General features: G+C 70.0%; 19 protein-coding genes. 9 read left to right on the top strand and 10 right to left on the bottom strand.

Annotation, left to right across the window (positions count from 1 at the left end; genetic code table 11):
* The first annotated feature begins 13 nt into the window (after positions 1-13).
* The 5 genes from folP to ACH4SP_RS15760 all read left to right on the top strand — a co-directional run bounded on the left by folP (position 14) and on the right by ACH4SP_RS15760 (position 3,108).
* Entirely contained in the window at positions 14-874 is an 861-nt protein-coding gene (gene folP / locus ACH4SP_RS15780; RefSeq protein WP_398414910.1) for a dihydropteroate synthase, read from the top strand.
* Entirely contained in the window at positions 871-1,320 is a 450-nt protein-coding gene (locus tag ACH4SP_RS15775; RefSeq protein WP_398414908.1) for a nuclear transport factor 2 family protein, read from the top strand. The genes folP and ACH4SP_RS15775 overlap by 4 nt, the downstream gene beginning before the upstream one ends.
* A 252-nt stretch (positions 1,321-1,572) precedes the next feature.
* Positions 1,573-1,932, top strand: coding sequence for a dihydroneopterin aldolase (gene folB, locus ACH4SP_RS15770; protein ID WP_398414906.1), 360 nt, complete (start codon positions 1,573-1,575; stop codon positions 1,930-1,932).
* Complete coding sequence (gene folK / locus ACH4SP_RS15765; protein WP_398414904.1) at positions 1,929-2,528, top strand: 2-amino-4-hydroxy-6-hydroxymethyldihydropteridine diphosphokinase; 600 nt, start codon at positions 1,929-1,931, stop codon at positions 2,526-2,528. Before folB ends, folK begins: the two co-directional genes overlap by 4 nt.
* Before the next feature lie 94 nt (positions 2,529-2,622).
* Complete coding sequence (locus tag ACH4SP_RS15760; RefSeq protein ID WP_398414902.1) at positions 2,623-3,108, top strand: DUF3180 family protein; 486 nt, start codon at positions 2,623-2,625, stop codon at positions 3,106-3,108.
* A gap of 51 nt (positions 3,109-3,159) precedes the next feature.
* Here ACH4SP_RS15760 and folE read toward each other — a convergent pair whose 3' ends face one another.
* The 6 genes from folE to dacB form a co-directional block, all read right to left on the bottom strand.
* Positions 3,160-3,765: a GTP cyclohydrolase I FolE gene (gene folE / locus ACH4SP_RS15755; RefSeq protein ID WP_398415108.1), complete on the bottom strand. Its 606-nt coding sequence runs from the start codon at positions 3,763-3,765 to the stop codon at positions 3,160-3,162.
* A gap of 136 nt (positions 3,766-3,901) precedes the next feature.
* Entirely contained in the window at positions 3,902-5,941 is a 2,040-nt protein-coding gene (gene ftsH / locus ACH4SP_RS15750; protein WP_398414900.1) for an ATP-dependent zinc metalloprotease FtsH, read from the bottom strand.
* Positions 5,942-6,162: 221 nt separating this feature from the next.
* Positions 6,163-6,723: a hypoxanthine phosphoribosyltransferase gene (gene hpt, locus ACH4SP_RS15745; protein ID WP_266664910.1), complete on the bottom strand. Its 561-nt coding sequence runs from the start codon at positions 6,721-6,723 to the stop codon at positions 6,163-6,165.
* Positions 6,724-6,738: 15 nt separating this feature from the next.
* Positions 6,739-7,770 carry a tRNA lysidine(34) synthetase TilS gene (gene tilS, locus ACH4SP_RS15740; RefSeq protein ID WP_398414898.1) on the bottom strand — a complete coding sequence of 344 codons (1,032 nt, stop codon included), beginning with the start codon at positions 7,768-7,770 and terminating at the stop codon, positions 6,739-6,741.
* 187 nt (positions 7,771-7,957) lie between these two features.
* The gene (locus ACH4SP_RS15735) at positions 7,958-9,088 is read right to left on the bottom strand and encodes a zinc-dependent metalloprotease (protein WP_398414896.1); all 1,131 of its coding nucleotides are present in this window, start codon (positions 9,086-9,088) and stop codon (positions 7,958-7,960) included.
* Between the two features lie 136 nt (positions 9,089-9,224).
* Entirely contained in the window at positions 9,225-10,634 is a 1,410-nt protein-coding gene (dacB, locus tag ACH4SP_RS15730; RefSeq protein WP_398414894.1) for a D-alanyl-D-alanine carboxypeptidase/D-alanyl-D-alanine-endopeptidase, read from the bottom strand.
* Between the two features lie 181 nt (positions 10,635-10,815).
* Here dacB and ACH4SP_RS15725 point away from each other — a divergent pair, with 181 nt between their 5' ends.
* Positions 10,816-11,310: an inorganic diphosphatase gene (locus ACH4SP_RS15725; protein WP_185034151.1), complete on the top strand. Its 495-nt coding sequence runs from the start codon at positions 10,816-10,818 to the stop codon at positions 11,308-11,310.
* 426 nt (positions 11,311-11,736) lie between these two features.
* Positions 11,737-13,359 (top strand): threonine/serine exporter ThrE family protein, encoded by a 1,623-nt coding sequence (locus ACH4SP_RS15720; protein WP_398415106.1) that lies wholly within the window; start codon positions 11,737-11,739, stop codon positions 13,357-13,359.
* A 101-nt stretch (positions 13,360-13,460) separates the two neighbouring features.
* On the opposite strand, the gene ACH4SP_RS15715 is transcribed toward ACH4SP_RS15720, so the two are convergent.
* On the bottom strand, positions 13,461-14,186 hold the full coding sequence (locus ACH4SP_RS15715) for a DedA family protein (protein ID WP_398414892.1): 726 nt from the start codon (positions 14,184-14,186) through the stop codon (positions 13,461-13,463).
* A 166-nt stretch (positions 14,187-14,352) separates the two neighbouring features.
* Between ACH4SP_RS15715 and ACH4SP_RS15710 the strand changes: the two genes are divergently transcribed.
* Positions 14,353-14,718 carry a YbjQ family protein gene (locus ACH4SP_RS15710; protein WP_398414891.1) on the top strand — a complete coding sequence of 122 codons (366 nt, stop codon included), beginning with the start codon at positions 14,353-14,355 and terminating at the stop codon, positions 14,716-14,718.
* An 83-nt stretch (positions 14,719-14,801) separates the two neighbouring features.
* Here the strand turns inward: ACH4SP_RS15710 and ACH4SP_RS15705 are convergent, their stop codons facing one another.
* On the bottom strand, positions 14,802-15,560 hold the full coding sequence (locus tag ACH4SP_RS15705) for a MerR family transcriptional regulator (protein WP_398414888.1): 759 nt from the start codon (positions 15,558-15,560) through the stop codon (positions 14,802-14,804).
* 177 nt (positions 15,561-15,737) lie between these two features.
* On the opposite strand from ACH4SP_RS15705, the gene ACH4SP_RS15700 reads away from it, so the two are divergent.
* Entirely contained in the window at positions 15,738-16,454 is a 717-nt protein-coding gene (locus ACH4SP_RS15700) for a bleomycin resistance protein (RefSeq protein WP_398414887.1), read from the top strand.
* 59 nt (positions 16,455-16,513) lie between these two features.
* Here the strand turns inward: ACH4SP_RS15700 and ACH4SP_RS15695 are convergent, their stop codons facing one another.
* Both ACH4SP_RS15695 and ACH4SP_RS15690 read right to left on the bottom strand, forming a co-directional pair.
* Positions 16,514-17,038, bottom strand: a complete 525-nt coding sequence (locus tag ACH4SP_RS15695; RefSeq protein ID WP_398414885.1) for a DinB family protein — start codon at positions 17,036-17,038, stop codon at positions 16,514-16,516.
* Positions 17,039-17,136: 98 nt separating this feature from the next.
* A complete protein-coding gene (locus ACH4SP_RS15690) occupies positions 17,137-18,594 on the bottom strand; it encodes an aldehyde dehydrogenase family protein (RefSeq protein WP_398414883.1) in 1,458 nt (485 codons plus the stop codon).
* Positions 18,595-18,681: the final 87 nt, after the last annotated feature.

Raw genomic sequence — 18,681 nt, 5'->3', positions numbered from 1 at the left:
CTAGGCTGGTCGTATGAGTACGTTGCTGCGCGCCCACCCACCCGAAGGACTCCCGGAGTGGGACCGCTGTGCGGTCATGGGTGTCGTGAATGTGACGCCCGACTCCTTCTCCGACGGCGGTCGCTGGTTCGACACGGCCGCCGCCGTCAAGCGCGGCCTCGCCCTGGTCGCAGAGGGTGCCGACCTGGTCGACGTGGGCGGCGAGTCCACCCGCCCCGGGGCCAGCCGCGTCGACGCCGAGGAAGAGCTCAAGCGGGTCGTGCCGGTCGTCCGGGGCCTCACCTCCGAGGGCGTCAGCGTCTCCGTCGACACCATGCGCGCCACCGTCGCCGAACAGGCCGTCGCGGCCGGCGCCGTCCTCGTCAACGACGTCAGCGGCGGCCTCGCCGACCCGGCCATGGTCCCCGCCGTCGCGGCCACCGGCGTCCCCTTCGTCGTCATGCACTGGCGCGGCTTCAGCGCGGGCATGAACAACCGGGCGGTGTACGACGACGTCGTCGCCGAGGTCCTCGCCGAGCTGCGCGCACGCGTGGACGCGGTCGTCGCGGGCGGCATCGCCCCCGAGCGCATCGTCGTCGACCCCGGCCTCGGCTTCGCCAAGCGCGCCGAGCACGACCTCGCCCTCCTCGCCCACCTCGGCGACCTGCGCGCACTGGGCCACCCGCTGCTGGTGGCCGCCTCCCGCAAGCGCTTCCTGGGCCATGTGCTGGCCGGTGACGGCGACACCCCGCCGCCCGCGCGCGAGCGCGACGCCGCCACCGCCGCCGTCTCCGCGATCGCCGCCCACGAGGGCGCCTGGGCCGTCCGGGTGCACGAGGTACGGGCGACGGCCGACGCGGTACGGGTCGCCCGCGCCGTGGCGGGCGCGAAGTGACCCCCCGCAGCACCGACGCCGAGCAGGTCGAACTGGCCAACACGGCGTTCTACGAATGTCTGGAGCGCGGCGACTTCGAAGAGCTGTCGGCGCTCTGGCTCGACGACGAGATCACCTGCGTGCACCCCGGCTGGCCGGTGCTCTCGGGACGCGGCGAGGTCCTGCGCTCGTACGCGCTGATCATGGCGCACACCGACTACATCCAGTTCTTCCTCACCGATGTGAATATTTCGGTCATGGGCGACACCGCCCTGGCCACCTGCACCGAGAACATCCTCAGCGGCGGCCCCGCCGAGGAGAGCGGCGAACTGGGGCCGCTGGTCGGCCAATTGGTCGTCGCCACCAACGTCTTCCGGCGCACCCCGGACGGCTGGCGGCTGTGGGCGCACCACGGCTCGCCCGTACTGGCGGACGCCGACGACGACGAGGACGAGGATTCCTCCTGACGGTCCCCGGAGGATTCCTCCTGACGATTCCCGGCGATTCCCCACGGTTCCCCCTCCTGAGGGACGGCGATTCCCCGGCGTGAGTGGGTAGGGGCCCCGGAAGGAAACCCCGGAAGGGCCCCTTCCGTGTGCCGTCGGCGGCACCCGCGGACGGGGTCTGTCAGTGCTCGCAGGTAGATTCGGTCCTCAGGTGATGTGCCGACCGCATTCGGCACGGGCCCCCGATGACTACGAACAGCAGGAGTGATTCGCGTGGATCGTGTCGCGCTGCGCGGCCTCAAGGCCCGTGGACACCACGGCGTGTTCCCCAGGGAACGCGAAGAGGGCCAGACCTTCATCGTGGACCTCGTCCTCGGCCTGGACACCCGTCCGGCCGCGGCCGACGACGACCTGACGAAGACCGTCCACTACGGCGTGGTCGCCGAGGAGGTCGTGGAGGTCGTGCAGGGCGAACCGGTCAATCTGATCGAGACGCTCGCCGAGCGGATCGCCCAGCAGTGCCTCAAGCACGACGGGGTCGACGAGATCGAGGTCACCGTCCACAAGCCGGACGCCCCGATCACCGTGCCCTTCGACGACGTGACCATCACCATCACCCGGAGCCGTGTATGAACCAGATGCAGAGCGACCCCACCGTCCAGCCGGTTCCCAGCTCCGTGACGGAGCAGGTGGACGCCGCCGACATCACCCTCTCCAACCCCAAATGGGCCGTCATCGGCCTCGGCAGCAACCTCGGCAACCGGCTGGAGACCCTCCAGGGCGCCGTCGACCTCCTGGAGGACACCCCGGGCGTCCGTGTGAAGGCGGTCTCCCCGGTGTACGAGACCGAGCCGTGGGGCGTCGACCCCGGCTCCCAGCCGTCGTACTTCAACGCGGTCGTCCTGGTGAAGACCACCCTCCCGCCGTCCTCGCTGCTTGAGCGCGGCCAGGCCATCGAGGAGGCCTTCGACCGGGTCCGCGAGGAGCGCTGGGGCCCCCGCACGATCGACGTCGACATCCTTTCGTACGCCAACGTCGTCTCCGACGACCCGGTGCTCACGCTCCCGCACCCGCGCGCCCACGAGCGCGGCTTCGTGCTCGTCCCGTGGCACGACGTGGACCCCGAGGCACAGGTCCCGGGCCGCGGTGCGGTCGCCGACCTCCTCGCCGCCGTCTCCACCGACGGGGTGCTTCCGCGCGTCGACCTGGAACTCCGACTGCCCGAGTAAGCGTTGACTTCGTACGACACTGCTTCGTACGACACTGAGCGGATGCACGGTGTCGTACGGACACTCGTGACGACGTGACGGAAAGCGGAGCTTCGTGAAGCAACTACGGCTCGGGGTACTGACCGGCCTGTTCGTCGTGGCCGGGGTGCTGTCCTGGGCGGGCGCCCGGCTGTGGGCCTCGATCGACAGCCTGCCCGGTGTGCCGGTCGCGGCGCCCATCGTGCTGGCCCTGATCGCCGCCGTGCTGCTGGCGACCGCGCTGTCCCTGCGCGCCCGGCTGCGCGCCCAGCGCGAGCGCCGCCCCGGCGCCAAGGGCGTCGACCCGATGCTGGCCGCCCGCGCGGTCGTCTTCGGCCAGGCGAGCGCCCTCGTCGCCGCCCTCGTCGCCGGGGTGTACGGAGGCGTGGGCGTCCACCTGCTCACCCAGCTCGCCGAGATGCCCGCCCGCCGCACCCAGGCCCTCTACGCGGGCTTCTCGGTCCTGGCGGGCGCGGCGATCGTCGCTGCCGCGTTCTTCCTGGAGCGCGTGCTGCGCCTCCCGGAGGACGACGACACCGCCCCGGCGGCCGACGCCGCCTGAGGCAGGCCTCGTCCGTACGCGCGCAGAAGCTCCGTACGGACGCGCGGAGGGCTACCTGGCCATGATCAGGCTCATCGCCTCGGCCCGCGTCGCCGGGGCGCGGAGCTGGCCGCGTACCGCCGAGGTGATGGTCTTCGCACCCGGCTTGCGCACTCCGCGCATCGTCATGCACATGTGCTCGCACTCGACGACGACGATCACGCCGCGCGGCTCCAGGATCTCCATCAGCGAGTCGGCGATCTGCGTGGTCAGCCGCTCCTGCACCTGCGGCCGGCGCGCGAAGACGTCGACCAGGCGGGCCAGCTTCGACAGGCCGGTGATCTTGCCGTCGGCGGACGGGATGTAGCCGACGTGCGCGACGCCGTGGAAGGGCACCAGGTGGTGCTCGCAGTTGGACATCACCTCGATGTCCTTGACCAGCACCATCTCGTCGTGGCCGAGGTCGAAGGTCGTCGTCAGGACGTCCTCGGGCTTCTGCCGCAGGCCGGCGAATATCTCGTGGTACGCCCGCGCCACCCGCGCCGGAGTCTCCCGCAGGCCCTCGCGGTCCGGGTCCTCCCCCACGGCGATGAGGAGCTCGCGCACCGCGTTCTCGGCCCGCTTCTCGTCGAACTCGCCGACGGTGGCCTCGCCGTCCAGCGTCACCGGGTCGGTCATCAGTGCCTCGTTCCTGTGGATCATCCGTGCGGGCCGTCCAGAAGTGTCGCGACGGGAAACGCCGCGACCCCCAGGCTAAAACCTGGGGGTCGCGGCATCCATTCCGGGCCCGGTGTGAACCGGGTTGTGGAGTGGGCTAGCTGTTGTCCGGGCGCTCTTCCGGAGCCGGTACCGCTTCGCCGGGCGTCGCGTCCTTGGTCACCGAGGTGATCGCGGCCGCCGCACCGTTGGCGGCACCGTTGGTGAGTGCCAGCTCCTTGGGCGACAGCACCGGCGGCCGGGTCGACGGCGTACGGCGGGAAGAGCCAGTCCACGCGGGGCGGGCCGGGCGCTTCACGATCGGCTGGAAGATCTCGGCGATCTGCTCCTTGTTCAGCGTCTCCTTCTCCAGGAGGGCCAGAACCAGGTTGTCGAGAACGTCGCGGTTCTCGACCAGGATCTCCCACGCCTCGTTGTGCGCGGTCTCGATGAGCTTCTTGACCTCTTCGTCGACGAGCGCGGCGACCTCTTCCGAGTAGTCGCGCTGGTGCGTCATGTCCCGGCCCAGGAAGGGCTCGGTGTTGTCGCCGCCGAACTTGATCGCGCCGAGGCGCTCGGTCATGCCGTACTGCGTGACCATCGAGCGGGCCGTACCGGTGGCCTTCTCGATGTCGTTCGCAGCGCCTGTCGTCGGGTCGTGGAAGACGAGCTCCTCGGCCGCGCGCCCGCCCAGCATGTACGCCAGCTGGTCGAGCATTTCATTGCGCGTGGTCGAGTACTTGTCCTCGTCCGGGAGGACCATGGTGTAACCCAGGGCCCGGCCGCGCGACAGGATCGTGATCTTGTGGACCGGGTCCGAGTTGGGCAGGGCCGCCGCGACCAGGGCGTGGCCGCCCTCGTGGTACGCGGTGATCTTCTTTTCCTTCTCGGACATGATCCGGGTCCGCTTCTGCGGGCCCGCCACGACGCGGTCGATCGCCTCGTCGAGCATGTGGTTGTCGATCAGCTTCATGTTGCTGCGCGCGGTGAGCAGCGCAGCCTCGTTCAGCACGTTCGACAGGTCCGCGCCGGTGAAGCCCGGCGTACGGCGGGCGACTGCGCCCAGGTCGACGTCCGCGGCGACCGGCTTGCCCTTCTGGTGAACCTTGAGGATCTCCAGACGGCCCTGCATGTCCGGGCGGTCGACCGCGATCTGCCGGTCGAAACGGCCCGGGCGCAGCAGCGCCGGGTCGAGGATGTCCGGGCGGTTCGTGGCGGCGATCAGGATGACGCCGCCCTTCACGTCGAAGCCGTCCATCTCGACGAGCAGCTGGTTGAGCGTCTGCTCGCGCTCGTCGTGACCGCCGCCCATGCCGGCGCCGCGGTGGCGGCCGACGGCGTCGATCTCGTCGACGAAGACGATCGCCGGGGCGTTCGCCTTGGCCTGCTCGAAGAGGTCACGGACGCGCGAGGCGCCGACACCCACGAACATCTCGACGAAGTCGGAGCCCGAGATGGAGTAGAACGGCACGCCCGCCTCGCCCGCGACAGCACGCGCGAGCAGCGTCTTGCCCGTTCCGGGCGGGCCGTACAGCAGCACGCCCTTGGGGATCTTGGCGCCGACGGCCTGGAACTTGGCCGGCTCCTGGAGGAACTCCTTGATCTCGTGGAGTTCCTCGACGGCCTCGTCGGACCCCGCCACGTCGGAGAAGGTCGTCTTCGGGGTGTCCTTGGTGATGAGCTTCGCCTTGGACTTCCCGAACTGCATGACCCGGGAACCGCCGCCCTGCATCTGATTCATCAGGAACAGGAAGACGACGACGATGAGGACGAAGGGCAGCAGGGTGAGCAGGATCCCGACGAAGGCGTTCTGCTTCGTCGGCGAGACGGTGTAACCGTTCTTGATCTTGCCGCTCTCGTACTTCTGGTCGAGCTTGGCGGCGAGCTTGGAGCCCTGGTCCCCGATGTAGCTCGCCTGGATCTTGGAGCTGTCGTCGACCTTCTGGTCGCCCTTCAGCTGCACCTTGATGATCTGTTCTTCACCGGTGGTCAGTTTGACCTGGTCGACCTGGTCCTTGTCGATCGCCTGGATGACCTTGCCGGTGTCGACCGTCTTGTAGCCGCCAGACGAGCCGACGACCTGCATCAGCACGACCACGGCGAGGACGGCCAGCACGATCCACATGACCGGCCCACGGAAGTATCGCTTCACGTCCATCCATACGGGGCGAACTGCTGCCCCGTCCCTCCTGCCCGTAGGTAAATGCCGCTGAATAAAAGACTGTTCTTCGGACGGTACCCCAGCATTGTCACCCGCGACCGCAGGGGACTGCTGGCAAACCTGCCTTCCCCTGCTCCAACGGCGGGAATTGCGCGGGGGTTCCCCGATATGGACCCGCGTAGGGCTCCGGACCGCCGACCGGCCGTCCGGAGGAGCCGTCAGCCCCCGTAGACGTGGGGCGCGAGGGTCCCTACGAAGGGAAGATTGCGGTACTTCTCCGCGTAATCCAGGCCATATCCGACGACAAACTCATTCGGAATGTCGAAACCGACCCACTTCACGTCGATGGCGACCTTCGCGGCCTCCGGCTTGCGCAGCAGCGTGCACACATTGAGGGAGGCCGGCTCGCGCGAACCGAGGTTCGACAGCAGCCACGACAGCGTCAGGCCGGAGTCGATGATGTCCTCGACGATCAGGACGTGCTTGCCCTTGATGTCGGTGTCCAGGTCCTTGAGGATCCGGACCACACCGGAGGACTGGGTGCCCGCGCCGTACGACGACACCGCCATCCAGTCCATGGTGAGGGGGGTGGACAGCGCACGCGCCAGGTCCGCCATCACCATCACGGCGCCCTTGAGCACCCCGACGATGAGCAGGTCCTTGCCCGCGTACTCCGCGTCGACCTCGGCGGCCAGCTCGGCCAGCTTCGCGTCGATCTCTTCCTTGGTGATGAGCACCGACTTGAGGTCGGTGCCCATGTCGTTCGCGTCCACCCGCATCACTTTCGTAGAACTTCAGCCCTGCCGAATGACCAGTCTGCCACCCTGCCGCTGAGCCTCCACCCGGCCGGGGAGGTTGATGACCCCCTGCCCACGCCATCCGGTGATCAGCCGGTCCACCTCCTCGATGTGCCGGGCGAACAGTGAACCGGCGGGCGAACCCACCTCGATGACCGCCCTGCGCAGCACCCTGCGCCGCACTGCGGGCGGCAGCGCGTAGAGCTTGGCGCACTCCAGACGGCCCGTCTCGTCCCGTACGGAACGGTCGGCCTCGGCGGCCCAGTCGTCCAGGGCGTCGGCGTCGTCGCGCGACAGCTGGGCCGTACGGGCGAGGGCCTCGACGACGCCCTTGCCGAGCGCCTTCTCCAGGGCGGGCAGCCCCTCCTGACGGAGCCGGGAGCGGGTGTAGGCGGGGTCGGCGTTGTGCGGGTCGTCCCAGACGGGCAGGGACTGGACCATGCAGGCCTTGCGGGCGGTCTGCCGGTCGAGCTGCAGGAAGGGACGGCGGTAGCGCCCGGCCGCCCCCGAGACGGCCGCCATTCCGGACAGCGAGCGGGTGCCGGAGCCGCGGGCGAGACCGAGGAGGACGGTCTCGGCCTGGTCGTCGCGGGTGTGGCCGAGCAGGACCGCGGCGGCTCCGTGCCGCAGGGCGGCGCCGTCCAGGGCCGCGTACCTGGCGTCGCGGGCGGCGGCCTCCGGGCCGCCGGCCCGGCCGACGGTGACGGCGACGGCCTCGGCGGGGGCCAGGCCGAGCGCGGTCATCCGGACGACGACCTCGGCGGCACGGGTGCCGGAGCCGGCCTGGAGGTTGTGGTCGACGGTCACGCCGCCCGCCCGGACGCCCAGCTTCGGCGCCTCGAAGGCCAGCGCGGAGGCGAGGGCCATGGAGTCGGCGCCGCCGGAGCACGCCACGAGCACGAGCGGGGAGGCCTGCTCCTGCCGATCGCGCTGGTCGTTCCGGTCTGTTCGGTTGTGGTCGTTCAGTACGTCGTGGAGTACGCGGCGGACCGCCAGGCGTATCGCTGCGACCGCAGGATGGGGACCCATGTCCGGTGCCCTTCGGTGGAGTTGGGGTGCCTCGGGAGGAGGAAACCTCTGTCACTGAGAGTGCGTAGATGGTGACAGAAACGAGCGGTTACCCGAGCATTGCACGCCTACCCAGCGCTTACGGTCCCTCAGATGGGTGATTTCAAGGGCGTTTCCCTTACCGTTCCGGCCGTCGCACACACCGGCTTCACGCCTCTCCCTTACGGTGCACCCTCGCGACCCAGTCCGCCGGTTTGGCGATCTCCGCCTTGGTGGGAAGCGTGTTCGGCGAGGTCCAGATCCGGTTGAACCCGTCCATGCCGACCTCCTCGACGACCGCCCGCACGAACCGCTCGCCGTCCTTGTACTGGCGCAGCTTGGCGTCCATGCCGAGCAGCCTGCGCAGGGCGAGGTCGAGGCGGCTGGCGCCCTTGGCGCGGCGCTCCTTGAACTTCTCGCGGATCTCGGCGACGGACGGTACGACCTGGGGTCCGACGCCGTCCATGACGTAGTCCGCGTGCCCTTCGAGCAGGGACATCACGGCGGTGAGACGGCCGAGGATCTCGCGCTGCGCCGGGGTCTGGACCAGCTCGACCAGGCTGCGGCCGCCCTCGTTCTCCTCGCCCTCGGGGCGGCCCCCGGCGAACGCCTGGGCGGCTTCGCGGAAGCGCTCCAGGATCGTCATCGGATCGACCTCGGTCTCGCCGAGGAACGACTGGATCTCACCCTCAAGATGGTCGCGCAGCCAGGGCACCGCGGTGAACTGGGTGCGGTGGGTCTCCTCGTGCAGGCACACCCAGAGGCGGAAGTCGTGCGGGTCCACGTCGAGTTCGCGCTCGACGTGCACGATGTTCGGGGCGACGAGGAGGAGCCGGCCGCCGCCGTTCGCCCCCGCGGGGAAGTCCCTGCTCGCCGGGGCGAAGGTCTCGTACTGGCCGAGGACCCGGGAGGACAGGAACGACAGCAGCATGCCCACCTCCACACCGGTGACCTTGCCGCCGACCGCGCCGATGACGGCGCCGCCCGGCGTGGAGCCGCGGCGCTCCCGCATCTTGCCGAGGAGCGGCTTGAGGAGCTCGCGGAAGCCCGCGACGTTCGCCTTCACCCAGCCGGCCCGGTCGACGACCAGCACCGGGGTGTCCTGCGGCTCAGTACCTTCGGGGATCATCCGCGTGAACGCGCGGACATGTTCCTCGGACGCCTTGGCGTGCCTGCGCAGCTCCGCGACGACGGCCCGGGCCTCGTCCCGACTGATGTCGGGACCCGGCCTCACGAGTCGAGTCGCGGTCGCCACCGCGAGCTTCCAGTCGACCATCTCCGCACCACCGATGCTCGTCATGCGTCAACCGTACGTTGTCGGGGGCCTGCGGGGAGGGGGGTCGGGGAGGGTGGGTTCCGGCACGCCGCACGGGGCGGGTGGGATACCGCCGCCCTGCCGTCGGGACCGCGCGCGGGGCGGGCGCGGGACCGCCGTCCTACCTCGTCAGTGCCGACGCCATCGCGTCCAGTGCCTGCTGCGCCGGGTCCGGTGCCGGGGTGTCGCCCGCCAGGAACGCGAAGGCCAGCAGGCGGCCTTCCTTGGTGACGACCGTTCCGGCCAGGGTGTTGACGCCGGTGAGCGTGCCCGTCTTGGCACGGACCAGACCGGTGCCGGCGGCCTGGCCCGCGTAGCGCGTCTGCAGCGTGCCGCTGAAGCCCGCGACCGGCAGCCCCGTGAGGACGGAGCGCAGAGCGGGGTGCGCGGGATCCGCCGCCCGGGCGAGGAGGGCGGTGAGCAGCCCCGCCGAGACCCGGTCGGCCCGGTCGAGACCGCTGCCGTCGGCGAAGTGCGCGCCGGCCAGGAGGCCGTCCGCCGGCAGGTCCAGCGCGGCGAGGCGGTCGTACACCGCCTTGCCCGCGCCCGCGAAGCTCGCTTCCTCGCCCGCCGCGAGCGCCGTCTGCCGCGCAAGTGCCTCGGCGATGTCGTTGTCGCTGTTGGTGAGGGTGCGCTCGACGAGGGCCGAGAGGGGCGCGGAGAGCGTCTTGGCGACCGGTTGCGCGTCGGCGGGGGCCTTGCCGGAGGCCGGGTCGCCGGTCACCTGCACGCCCAGCGCGCGCAGTTCCGCCGCGAAGGAGCGGGCCGCGTCGCCCGCCGGGTCGAGGGTGCGGCTGCCGATGCCGCTGCGGGTGCCGTCGGTGCGGCCCTCGTTCACCATCAAAGAGGTGACGCGTGCGAGGTTCTCGTTGCCCGCGCCGATGGGGTGGACCTCGGAGCCCGTGTAGAGGGTCGTGTCGTACGAGAGCGAGACCTTGTCCGCGCCCTTGTCACGCAGGGCGCGGGCGGTGTCGGCGGCCAGGGCGCGCAGGCCGTCCTTCTCCAGGGTCGGGTCGCCGCCGCCCTTGAGGGTGATCCGCTTGCTGTCGGGGGCGGCCAGGACCGTGGTGGCGATGCGGTGGTCGGGGCCGAGGGCCGACAGTGCCGCGACCGTCGTGGCGATCTTGACCGTGGAGGCGGGCGTCATCGCGTCCCGCTCCCCGCGCCCGTACAGCTGCTTGCCGGTGGCCGCGTCCACGACCGATGCCGTACGGAGCGCACCGAGGGCGGCGGTGTCCAGGAGCGGCGCCAGCACCTCTTTGAGGCGGTCGGGCTGCGCGGACGGCGCGGCGGGTGCCCCGAGCGCGCTCAGGACACCGCGGGCGCTCGGTGCGGGGGCCGGTTCGGCCGGGTCCGGGGCCGGTGCCGCGTGATGTGCGCCACCCGTACGGTCCTTGACGGCCGCCAGGTCCCGCTCGGCCTTACGCTGACCGGAGTCCCAGGGCCCCGCCACGGCCACGGCACCGGCAGCCAGTGCCAGTCCGGCAACGGCGGAGCCCGCCGTGAGCTGCCAGGTTTTGAGCTTGGGCACTGCGGACCAGCCCCTTTCGCGATCACACGTCTGCGTGAGGGACACTTAATCACTGCGTCTTGCGCGAGCACGGCACCCCGCGGGGCAGATCCGGTCCATTCGGCCGGGGCTCCGGGGGGTCGGTTTCCTCCGGGAGGACGCACCACCCTTGAAGACTGTGTTGATCATGGAGGAGCCACCCGTGGAGTTCGACGTCACCATCGAGATTCCGAAGGGTTCGCGGAACAAGTACGAGGTGGACCACGAGACCGGTCGGATCCGTCTGGACCGTCGACTCTTCACCTCGACCAGTTACCCCGCGGACTACGGATTCGTCGAGAACACCCTCGGTGAGGACGGTGACCCGCTGGACGCGCTGGTCATCCTCGACGAGCCGACCTTCCCCGGCTGTGTCATCAAGTGCCGCGCCATCGGCATGTTCCGTATGACGGACGAGGCCGGCGGCGACGACAAGCTGCTGTGCGTCCCGGCTTCGGACCCGCGGGTGGAGCACCTGCGCGACATCCACCACGTGTCGGAGTTCGACCGCCTGGAGATCCAGCACTTCTTCGAGGTCTACAAGGACCTGGAGCCGGGCAAGTCGGTCGAGGGTGCGGACTGGGTCGGTCGCACCGAGGCGGAGGCCGAGATCGAGGCCTCGTACAAGCGCCTTGAGGCGCAGGGCGGGGCGCACTGACTGCGCATCGGCGCTAGTTAGTCCCTGCGGCGGGCGGCACACCCTCTATGAGGGGGTGGCCGCCCGTTTGCATGGGTGCGGTGGAGGCGGCTCAGTCCACGGGGCGGGGGGCGTGGATCCGTGAACATACTGGGCAGGCGGAAGTTTTACAGGACTGGAGTGGTGGGAGCGAGGCGAGTGGTGGCAGGGGCGCAGGGCGGCGGCAAGGACGGTGGCAGGAGCGGCACCGGGGACGAGGGGGCCGAGGACCGCAAGCCGCAGTCGGACGAGGCGCACAGTGCGTTCACGGCGCCGTCCGACGCGAGGCCTGCCCCGGCGTCCAGCACCACCTCCGGGATCGGGGCGACCCAGGCCATCCCGGTGGTGACCCTGGACGAGGACCAGTCGGTGACCTCGGAATTCGCGCTTCCGCAGGGGTTGCGGACCATGCCGGTCGCCGAGGAGGACCAGCCGACCTCGGAATTCGCCCTTCCGGAGGGGCTGACGCCCGAGGCCTCGCAGGCGCAGGAAGGTTCCGCCTTCGACGCGCCCAAGACCGCCGCCCAGAAGCGGAGCGGGTTCGACCCGCCCAGGACGTACAGCGCCAGGCACTCCCCTCCCGCGTTCACCCCGGCGCAGGGCATACCCGTCGTCAGGCTGACGAAGGAGGCCCCCTGGCAGGACCGGATGCGCACCCTGCTGCGCATGCCGGTCGGCGACCGGCCCGTACCGGACAGCGTGCAGCGGCACGGCGACGAGGAGGACGCGGGGCCCGCCGTACCGCGCGTGCTCGACCTGACGCTGCGTATCGGCGAGCTGCTGCTGGCCGGCGGCGAGGGGGCCGAGGACGTCGAGGCGGCCATGTTCGCGGTGTGCCGGGCGTACGGGCTCGACCGGTGCGAGCCGACCGTCACCTTCACCCTCCTGTCGATCTCGTACCAGCCCTCGCTCATCGACGACCCGGTGACGGCCAGCCGGACGGTACGGCGCCGGGGCACCGACTACACCCGGCTGGCGGGCGTCTACCGGCTGATCGCGGACATCACCGCCGAGGACATCGACGTCACCCTGGAGGAGGCCTACCGGCGCCTCGCGGAGATCCGGCGGAACCGGCACCCGTATCCGGGCTGGGCGCTGTCCGGCGCCAGCGGGCTGCTCGCCGGATCGGCGTCGGTGCTGGTCGGCGGTGGGGTCATCGTGTTCGTCGCGGCGGCGATCGGGGCGATCCTGGGCGACCGGCTGGCCTGGCTGTGCGCGGGGCGCGGGCTGCCGGAGTTCTACCAGTTCGTGGCGGCGGCGATGCCGCCCGCCGCGATGGGCGTCGGCCTCGCCTTCGTACCGGCGGACGTGGTGAGCGGAATCCTGCCGTCCGCCGTGATCACCGGTGGGCTCTTCGCGCTGCTGCCCGGACGGGCGCTGGTCGCGGGCGTGCAGGACGGACTGACCGGCTACTACATCACCGCGTCGGCACGGCTGCTCGAAGTCATGTACTTCTTCATCGCGATCGTGCTGGGCGTGCTGATCGTGCTGTACGCGGGGGCGGGGCTGAACCCGAACCTGCACCCGGACGCCACCATGAACGTCCAGTCCCGGCCGGTGATCCAGATCCTGGCGTCGATCGCGCTGTGCTTCGCCTTCGCGATCCTGCTCCAGCAGGAGCGCAACACGGTGATCATGGTGGCGCTGAACGGCGGTGTCGCCTGGATCGTCTTCGGCGCGATGAACACGACGGGCAAGATCTCGGCCGTCGCGGCGACGGCCGTCGCGGCGGGTCTGGTCGGCCTCTTCGGCCAGCTCTTCTCGCGCTATCAGTACGCGTCGGCACTGCCGTACGTGACGGCGGCGATCGGGCCGCTGCTGCCGGGTTCGGCGACGTACTACGGCCTCCTCGGCATCGCGCAGAACGACGTGAACACGGGTCTGGCGTCGCTGTCCAAGGCCGCCGCCATCGCGCTGGCGATCGCCATCGGCGTGAATCTGGGCGGCGAGATCTCACGGCTGTTCCTGCGGATGCCGGGGGGCCGGGACGGCGGCAGCCGCAGGGCGGCGAAGCGGACGCGCGGCTTCTAGGGCCGACTCCAGCTGTACGTACGGAAAAGGGGCGCCCGGGATCGAAATCCCGGGCGCCCCTTCGCGGTGCCGGTGGCGCTGTCGCCCTGCGGGCGTCGGTCTCAGCGCTTGGCGTGACGGCCGCGCTGCGGCGGGGCCGGGGGCTGCTGCGGCGGGAAGCCGGGGGTGCCGGAGTCGTCCGCCCGGACGGCTGCCGGGGGGTTCTTCTTGGACTGGCTGCGGGCCTTCAGGACCTCGATCACGATCGGGACCACCGAGATCAGCACGATGCCGATCAGGATGTACTCGATGTTCTTGTGCACGAACTCGACGTTGCCGAGGGCCGCGCCGAGCAGGGTCACGCCCGCGCCCCACAGGACGCCGCCGATGATGTTGTACGTGATGAAGGTGCGGTAGTTCATCTTGCTGACGCCGACGATGATCGGCGTGAAGGTGCGCACGATGGGCACGAAACGGGCCAGGATCAGCGCCTTCGGGCCGTGCTTCTCGAAGAATTCGTGCGCCTTCTGGACGTTCTCCTGCTTGAAGATCTTCGAGTCCGGCCGTCTGAAGAGCGCGGGGCCGACCTTCCGGCCGAAGAGGTAGCCGACCTGGTCGCCGATCACCGCCGCCAGCACGATCAGCAGGCAGAGCAGCCACAGCGGGGTGTCCAGCTTGTTGGTGGTGACCAGCAGGCCCGCGGTGAACAGCAGGGAGTCGCCGGGCAGGAAGAATCCGATCAGCAGGCCGGACTCGGCGAAGACGATGGCGAGCAGGCCCCACAGGCCGAACGTGTTCAGCAGATAGTCCGGGTCCAGCCAGGCCGGTCCTAGCGCAAGCGTATTCACGGGTTCCGGACTCCAGGGGGATCGTCTGCGGTGGGCTGGCCAAAAGTATCAACGCGCGCATGCACGTCCGGGTTCCCCCGGCTCTCCCAGGGTGCACTCTGCACAGACCGGCGCAAAGCTCTCCGGTAGGAACCGGAGAGAAGTCGACTGGAAGAGGTGGGTTCGCATGGGCATCGAGGAGTACGGCGGCGGCCAGACTGGCAAGTCGGACATTCTGGTCGTCACCACCAATGACGTCCCCGGTCACCGGGTGGAACAGGTCATCGGCGAGGTATTCGGCCTGACCGTACGGTCGCGCCACCTGGGCAGTCAGATCGGCGCGGGCCTGAAGTCACTGGTCGGCGGCGAGCTGCGCGGCCTCACCAAGACCCTGGTGGAGACCCGCAACCAGGCCATGGAGCGCCTGATCGAGCAGGCGCGGGCGCGCGGCGCCAACGCGGTGCTGATGTTCCGCTTCGACGTGACGGAGGCCGCCGACGTCGGCACCGAGGTGTGTGCCTACGGCACCGCGGTGGTCCTCAGCAAGGAGTGAGCCGGAGGAGGGCGTGGGCCGCCCTCGGCGCGGAGTGAGTGGTTCCGTACGGGGCGGGTCCGAGCGGACCCGCCCCGTACGGCTCAGACGTGCCGCAGCGCGTTGGCCAGGATGGCGTCGCGCATGTAGACGGCGAGGCCGGTCCTGATCGCCTCGTACGTGGCGGTGAACCGCTCGTCCGCGACGTACATGTCCCCGAGGCTCGTGTGCATCTCGTAGCCGCACTCGTAGTGGTTGCCGGAGATGAACCGGCGGTGCTCCTCGGCCACGTCCATGGCCTGCTCCGAGTCGGCGGCGACCCCCGTGGTGAGCAGGTCGGCCATCCGGCGGTGGATGGCGTCGAAGCCCTCGGTGAGCCGCTTCCAGTCCTCCTTGGTGTACGTGGCCGCGTTGCGCTGCGACTCGCGGTACGCCTCGGTGTCGCCCCAGCGCTGCTGGACCTCCTCGGCGTACTGGTCGGGATCGAAGTCCCCGAAGACCTCGAACTTCTCCTCGGGCGTGAGGTTGATGCCCATCTTCCGTGCCTCCATGGCGGTTTCGACGGCGGCGGCCATGTCCTGGAGCCTGGTGATCCGGTCCGTCAGCAGCGCGTGCTGGCGCCGCAGGTGTTCCCGCGGGTCCGTGTCCGGGTCGTCCAGGAGGGCCGCCACCTGGTCGAGAGGGAAGCCGAGCTCCCGGTAGAACAGGATCTGCTGCAGCCGGTCGAGGTCGAGGTCGCTGTAGCGACGGTGGCCCGCGTGGCTGCGCCCGCTCGGGGAGAGCAGGCCGATCGTGTCGTAGTGGTGCAGGGTGCGCACGGTGACTCCGGCGAGCTCCGCGACCTTTCCCACGGGGTGGCTCATGGCTGTCCGCTGCCCTCTCTATGAGGTGGGGTTCTCTTCGGTACGTGGTCCAGCCTGGAGCCTCACGTCACGTGAGGTGCAAGTCCGCCCGCCGGTTTCCCTCCCCTCCTCCCCCACGATCCGGACCGTCGGTATTTCCATGGACTCCTCTAATCAAGCTTGACTAGAGTGGGGGGCATGGCCGAGAAGACAATTCCCCTGCTCCCCTGCCAGACGATCCAGCCGGTGGTCGACTTCTACACCGCACTGGGCTTCGAGACGACGTACCTCCAGAAGAGCCCGTACCCGTACGCGGCCGTGCAGCGCGGCGACATCGAGCTCCAGTTCTTCACGATGAAGGCGTACGACCCCACCCAGTCCTATTCGGGGATCTACGTCCTCACCGACGACGTGGACACCCTGTTCGCCGACTTCCGCAAGCGCCTCAAAGAGGCGTACGGGAAGATCCCCGCGCGGGGGCTGCCGCGCATCGGGCCGCTCAAGGACATGAGCTACGGGATGCGGCAGTTCCTGATGACCGATCCCGGCGGGAACACGCTCCGGGTCGGGCAGGAGATCAGCGAGGACCAGCACATGCGGAAGGCGCCCGCGGAGACCTTCGCACGGGCGCTCCACCATGCGGCGCTGTTCGTGGACTCCAAGGAGGATCTGGTGGGCGCCGCGAAGGTGCTGGACCGGGCGCTGGCCGTGACGGACGAGGTGCCGACGCCCGCGCAGCTCGTACAGCTGCTGGTGCTGCGCGCGGACGTGGCGCAGCGGACGGGGCAGCCTCAAGAGGCGGCGGGGCTGCTGGACCGCGTGGAGGCGGCGACGCTCACCGCCGCCGAGCGGGAGCCCGTACGGGACGAGCTGCGGCGGGCCGCGGACCTGCGGGACGCGCTCCTCGACCCGTAGGAGCGGCTTCGGGCGCCGCTGCCACCTCCACTGCCACCCGTCGCCGCCACCCGCCTCTGCTACTCACCCAGTTCGTACGAATTCTTGCCGTCCAGGGACTCGCGGACGATGTCCGCGTGTCCCGCGTGCCGGCCCATCTCGGTGATCAGGCGCAGCAGCACCCAGCGCAGCGAGACGTCCTCCTTGGGGAACCAGGGGGCCTCGGGCAGCGAGAATTTGGAGTCGAGGTCGGCGGCGCGGCTGAACTCCGCGCCCCTGCGGGCCACTTCGGCCCACTCGGCGAGCTTCGACGCGACCGTCTCGCCCTTCTCCGGGACCAGCCGGAAGCTCTCGTCCCAGTCGGCCTCGGAGCGCTGGACGGGCTCGATGTCGCAGCCGGCCATGGCCAGCCAGTTCTGCTCGACCTCGGTGACGTGCTTGAGCAGGCCGGAGAGGGACAGCTCGCTGGCGCTCGGCGTGGTCGCCGCCTGCTCGTCGGTGAGGCCGCGCAGCGCGTTGCGGATGCCGGCGCGCTGCTCGTCCAGGAAGGCGAGGAGGGTGCTGACCTCGTCGGTGCAGTTGTCGGCGCTGACGTGCAGGACCATGATGGCCGCCCTTCGGTGGGGTTCGAGGAGGGGACTCGCTCGGAACAAGCACTACGTTAGGGCGGCTTGCGGACAGTTTCTGTCCTGAACCGCGGACGCTAGAAGGGGAATTCCGAGCGGCCGTGCTGCACCGAGATCCACTTCTGGGTGGTGAAGACGTCGACCGTCGACTCGCCGTTCATTCTGCCGATGCCGGACGCCTTCTCGCCGCCGAAGGCGACGAGCGGGTCGTCCTGGATGGTCGAGTCGTTGATGTGGATCATGCCGGTCTCGATGCGCTGGGCGAAGCGGACGCCGCGCTCCACGTTGCCGGTCATGACGGCGCCGCTCAGGCCGTACGGGCTGTCGTTGGTGATGCGTACCGCCTCGTCCTCGCCGTCGAAGGGCAGGAGGAGGGCGACGGGGCCGAAGATCTCCTGCTCCAGGATGGGCGAGCCGTCGGGCAGCCCGGCCAGGACGGTCGGTTCGACCAGGTTGCCCCGCGTAGCGCCCCGTACGAGAGCGGTCGCGCCCTCGGAGAGGGCCTGCTCGACCAGGCCGGACAGGGCGTCGGCGTGGAAGGTGTTGATGACCGGGCCGAGCTGGGTGTCGGGGTCGGCGGGGTCGCCGGTGCGCAGCGCCCGTACCTTCGCCACGAACTTCTCCGTGAACTCCTCCTCGACGGACCGGTCGACGAGGATCCGGTTGGCGGCCATGCAGACCTGGCCCTGGGAGACGAAGCGGCTGAAGACGGCCGCAGACGCCGCGTAGTCGAGGTCCGCGTCGTCCAGGACCACCAGGGCGCTGTTGCCGCTGAGGGAGAGGATCGTGCGCTTGAAACGGGCCCCGGCGACGGCGGCGACGTGCCGGCCGGTGCGGTCGGAGCCGGTGAAGGAGATCACCTTGGGGACGGGGTGCTCCAGGAGCGCGTCGCCGATCTCGGCTATGTCGGTGACGAGGACGTTGAGGAGTCCGGCGGGCAGCCCCGCGTCCTCAAAGAGGTGGGCGATGAGCCCGCCGCCGACGACGGGGGTGTTCTGGTTCGGTTTGATCACGACGGCGTTGCCGAGGGCGAGCGCGGGGGCGGCGGCCTTGATGCCGGTGAGGAAGGGGAAGTTGAAGGGGCTGATGACGCCGACGACGCCGACCGGGAGCCGGTGGACGCGGTTCTCCTTGCCGGGGACCGGAGAGGCAAGGATGCGGCCCTCCGGGAGGGTGGCCAACTGCGTTGCCTCGCGCAGGAATTCCATGGCAAGGCGCACTTCGTACGTCGCCTTCACGTGCGTACCGCCGACCTCTTCGGTGATCGCGGCGACGATCTCCGCCTCGCGCTCCTCGACGAGACGCAGCACCCGGTCCACGACGTCGCGGCGGCTGTACGCGTTCACAGCGGCCCAGTCGCGCTGGGCGCGTTCGGCGGCGCGGTAGGCGTCGTCGACCTCGGAGACCGACGCGACGGTGATCGCGGCGAGCTTCTCCCCGTTGTACGGATTGAAGTCGATGATGTCCCACGAACCGCTGCCGGTCCGCCACTCGCCATCGATGTACTGGTGCGCCAGGTCGGTGAAGAAGGACATTCGATCCCTTACTGCTGCCACTGCTGTTGCCACGGTCTCCCTGCGGAGTGTGATGCTCCTGGGGAGTATGAGGTTCCGTCAACGTAC

It is taken from the genome of Streptomyces sp. NPDC021093, from assembly GCF_044333135.1.
Lineage (GTDB): Bacteria > Actinomycetota > Actinomycetes > Streptomycetales > Streptomycetaceae > Streptomyces.
The sequence above is the reverse complement of the archived record's forward strand: the minus strand, read 5'-3'. Positions and strand labels throughout refer to the sequence as shown.

Bases quoted from the DNA above. Each gene is read 5' to 3' on its own strand.
- folK (WP_398414904.1), top strand. From the start codon at position 1,929: ATGAACCAGATGCAGAGCGACCCCACCGTCCAGCCGGTTCCCAGCTCC.
- tilS (WP_398414898.1), bottom strand. From the start codon at position 7,770: ATGGGTCCCCATCCTGCGGTCGCAGCGATACGCCTGGCGGTCCGCCGC.
- ACH4SP_RS15720 (WP_398415106.1), top strand. From the start codon at position 11,737: ATGCCGGTCGCCGAGGAGGACCAGCCGACCTCGGAATTCGCCCTTCCG.
- ftsH (WP_398414900.1), bottom strand. From the start codon at position 5,941: ATGGACGTGAAGCGATACTTCCGTGGGCCGGTCATGTGGATCGTGCTG.
- folE (WP_398415108.1), bottom strand. From the start codon at position 3,765: ATGACCGACCCGGTGACGCTGGACGGCGAGGCCACCGTCGGCGAGTTC.
- ACH4SP_RS15710 (WP_398414891.1), top strand. From the start codon at position 14,353: ATGGGCATCGAGGAGTACGGCGGCGGCCAGACTGGCAAGTCGGACATT.
- ACH4SP_RS15690 (WP_398414883.1), bottom strand. From the start codon at position 18,594: ATGTCCTTCTTCACCGACCTGGCGCACCAGTACATCGATGGCGAGTGG.
- folP (WP_398414910.1), top strand. From the start codon at position 14: ATGAGTACGTTGCTGCGCGCCCACCCACCCGAAGGACTCCCGGAGTGG.
- ACH4SP_RS15695 (WP_398414885.1), bottom strand. From the start codon at position 17,038: ATGGTCCTGCACGTCAGCGCCGACAACTGCACCGACGAGGTCAGCACC.
- ACH4SP_RS15705 (WP_398414888.1), bottom strand. From the start codon at position 15,560: ATGAGCCACCCCGTGGGAAAGGTCGCGGAGCTCGCCGGAGTCACCGTG.
- ACH4SP_RS15700 (WP_398414887.1), top strand. From the start codon at position 15,738: ATGGCCGAGAAGACAATTCCCCTGCTCCCCTGCCAGACGATCCAGCCG.
- hpt (WP_266664910.1), bottom strand. From the start codon at position 6,723: ATGCGGGTGGACGCGAACGACATGGGCACCGACCTCAAGTCGGTGCTC.
- ACH4SP_RS15735 (WP_398414896.1), bottom strand. From the start codon at position 9,088: ATGACGAGCATCGGTGGTGCGGAGATGGTCGACTGGAAGCTCGCGGTG.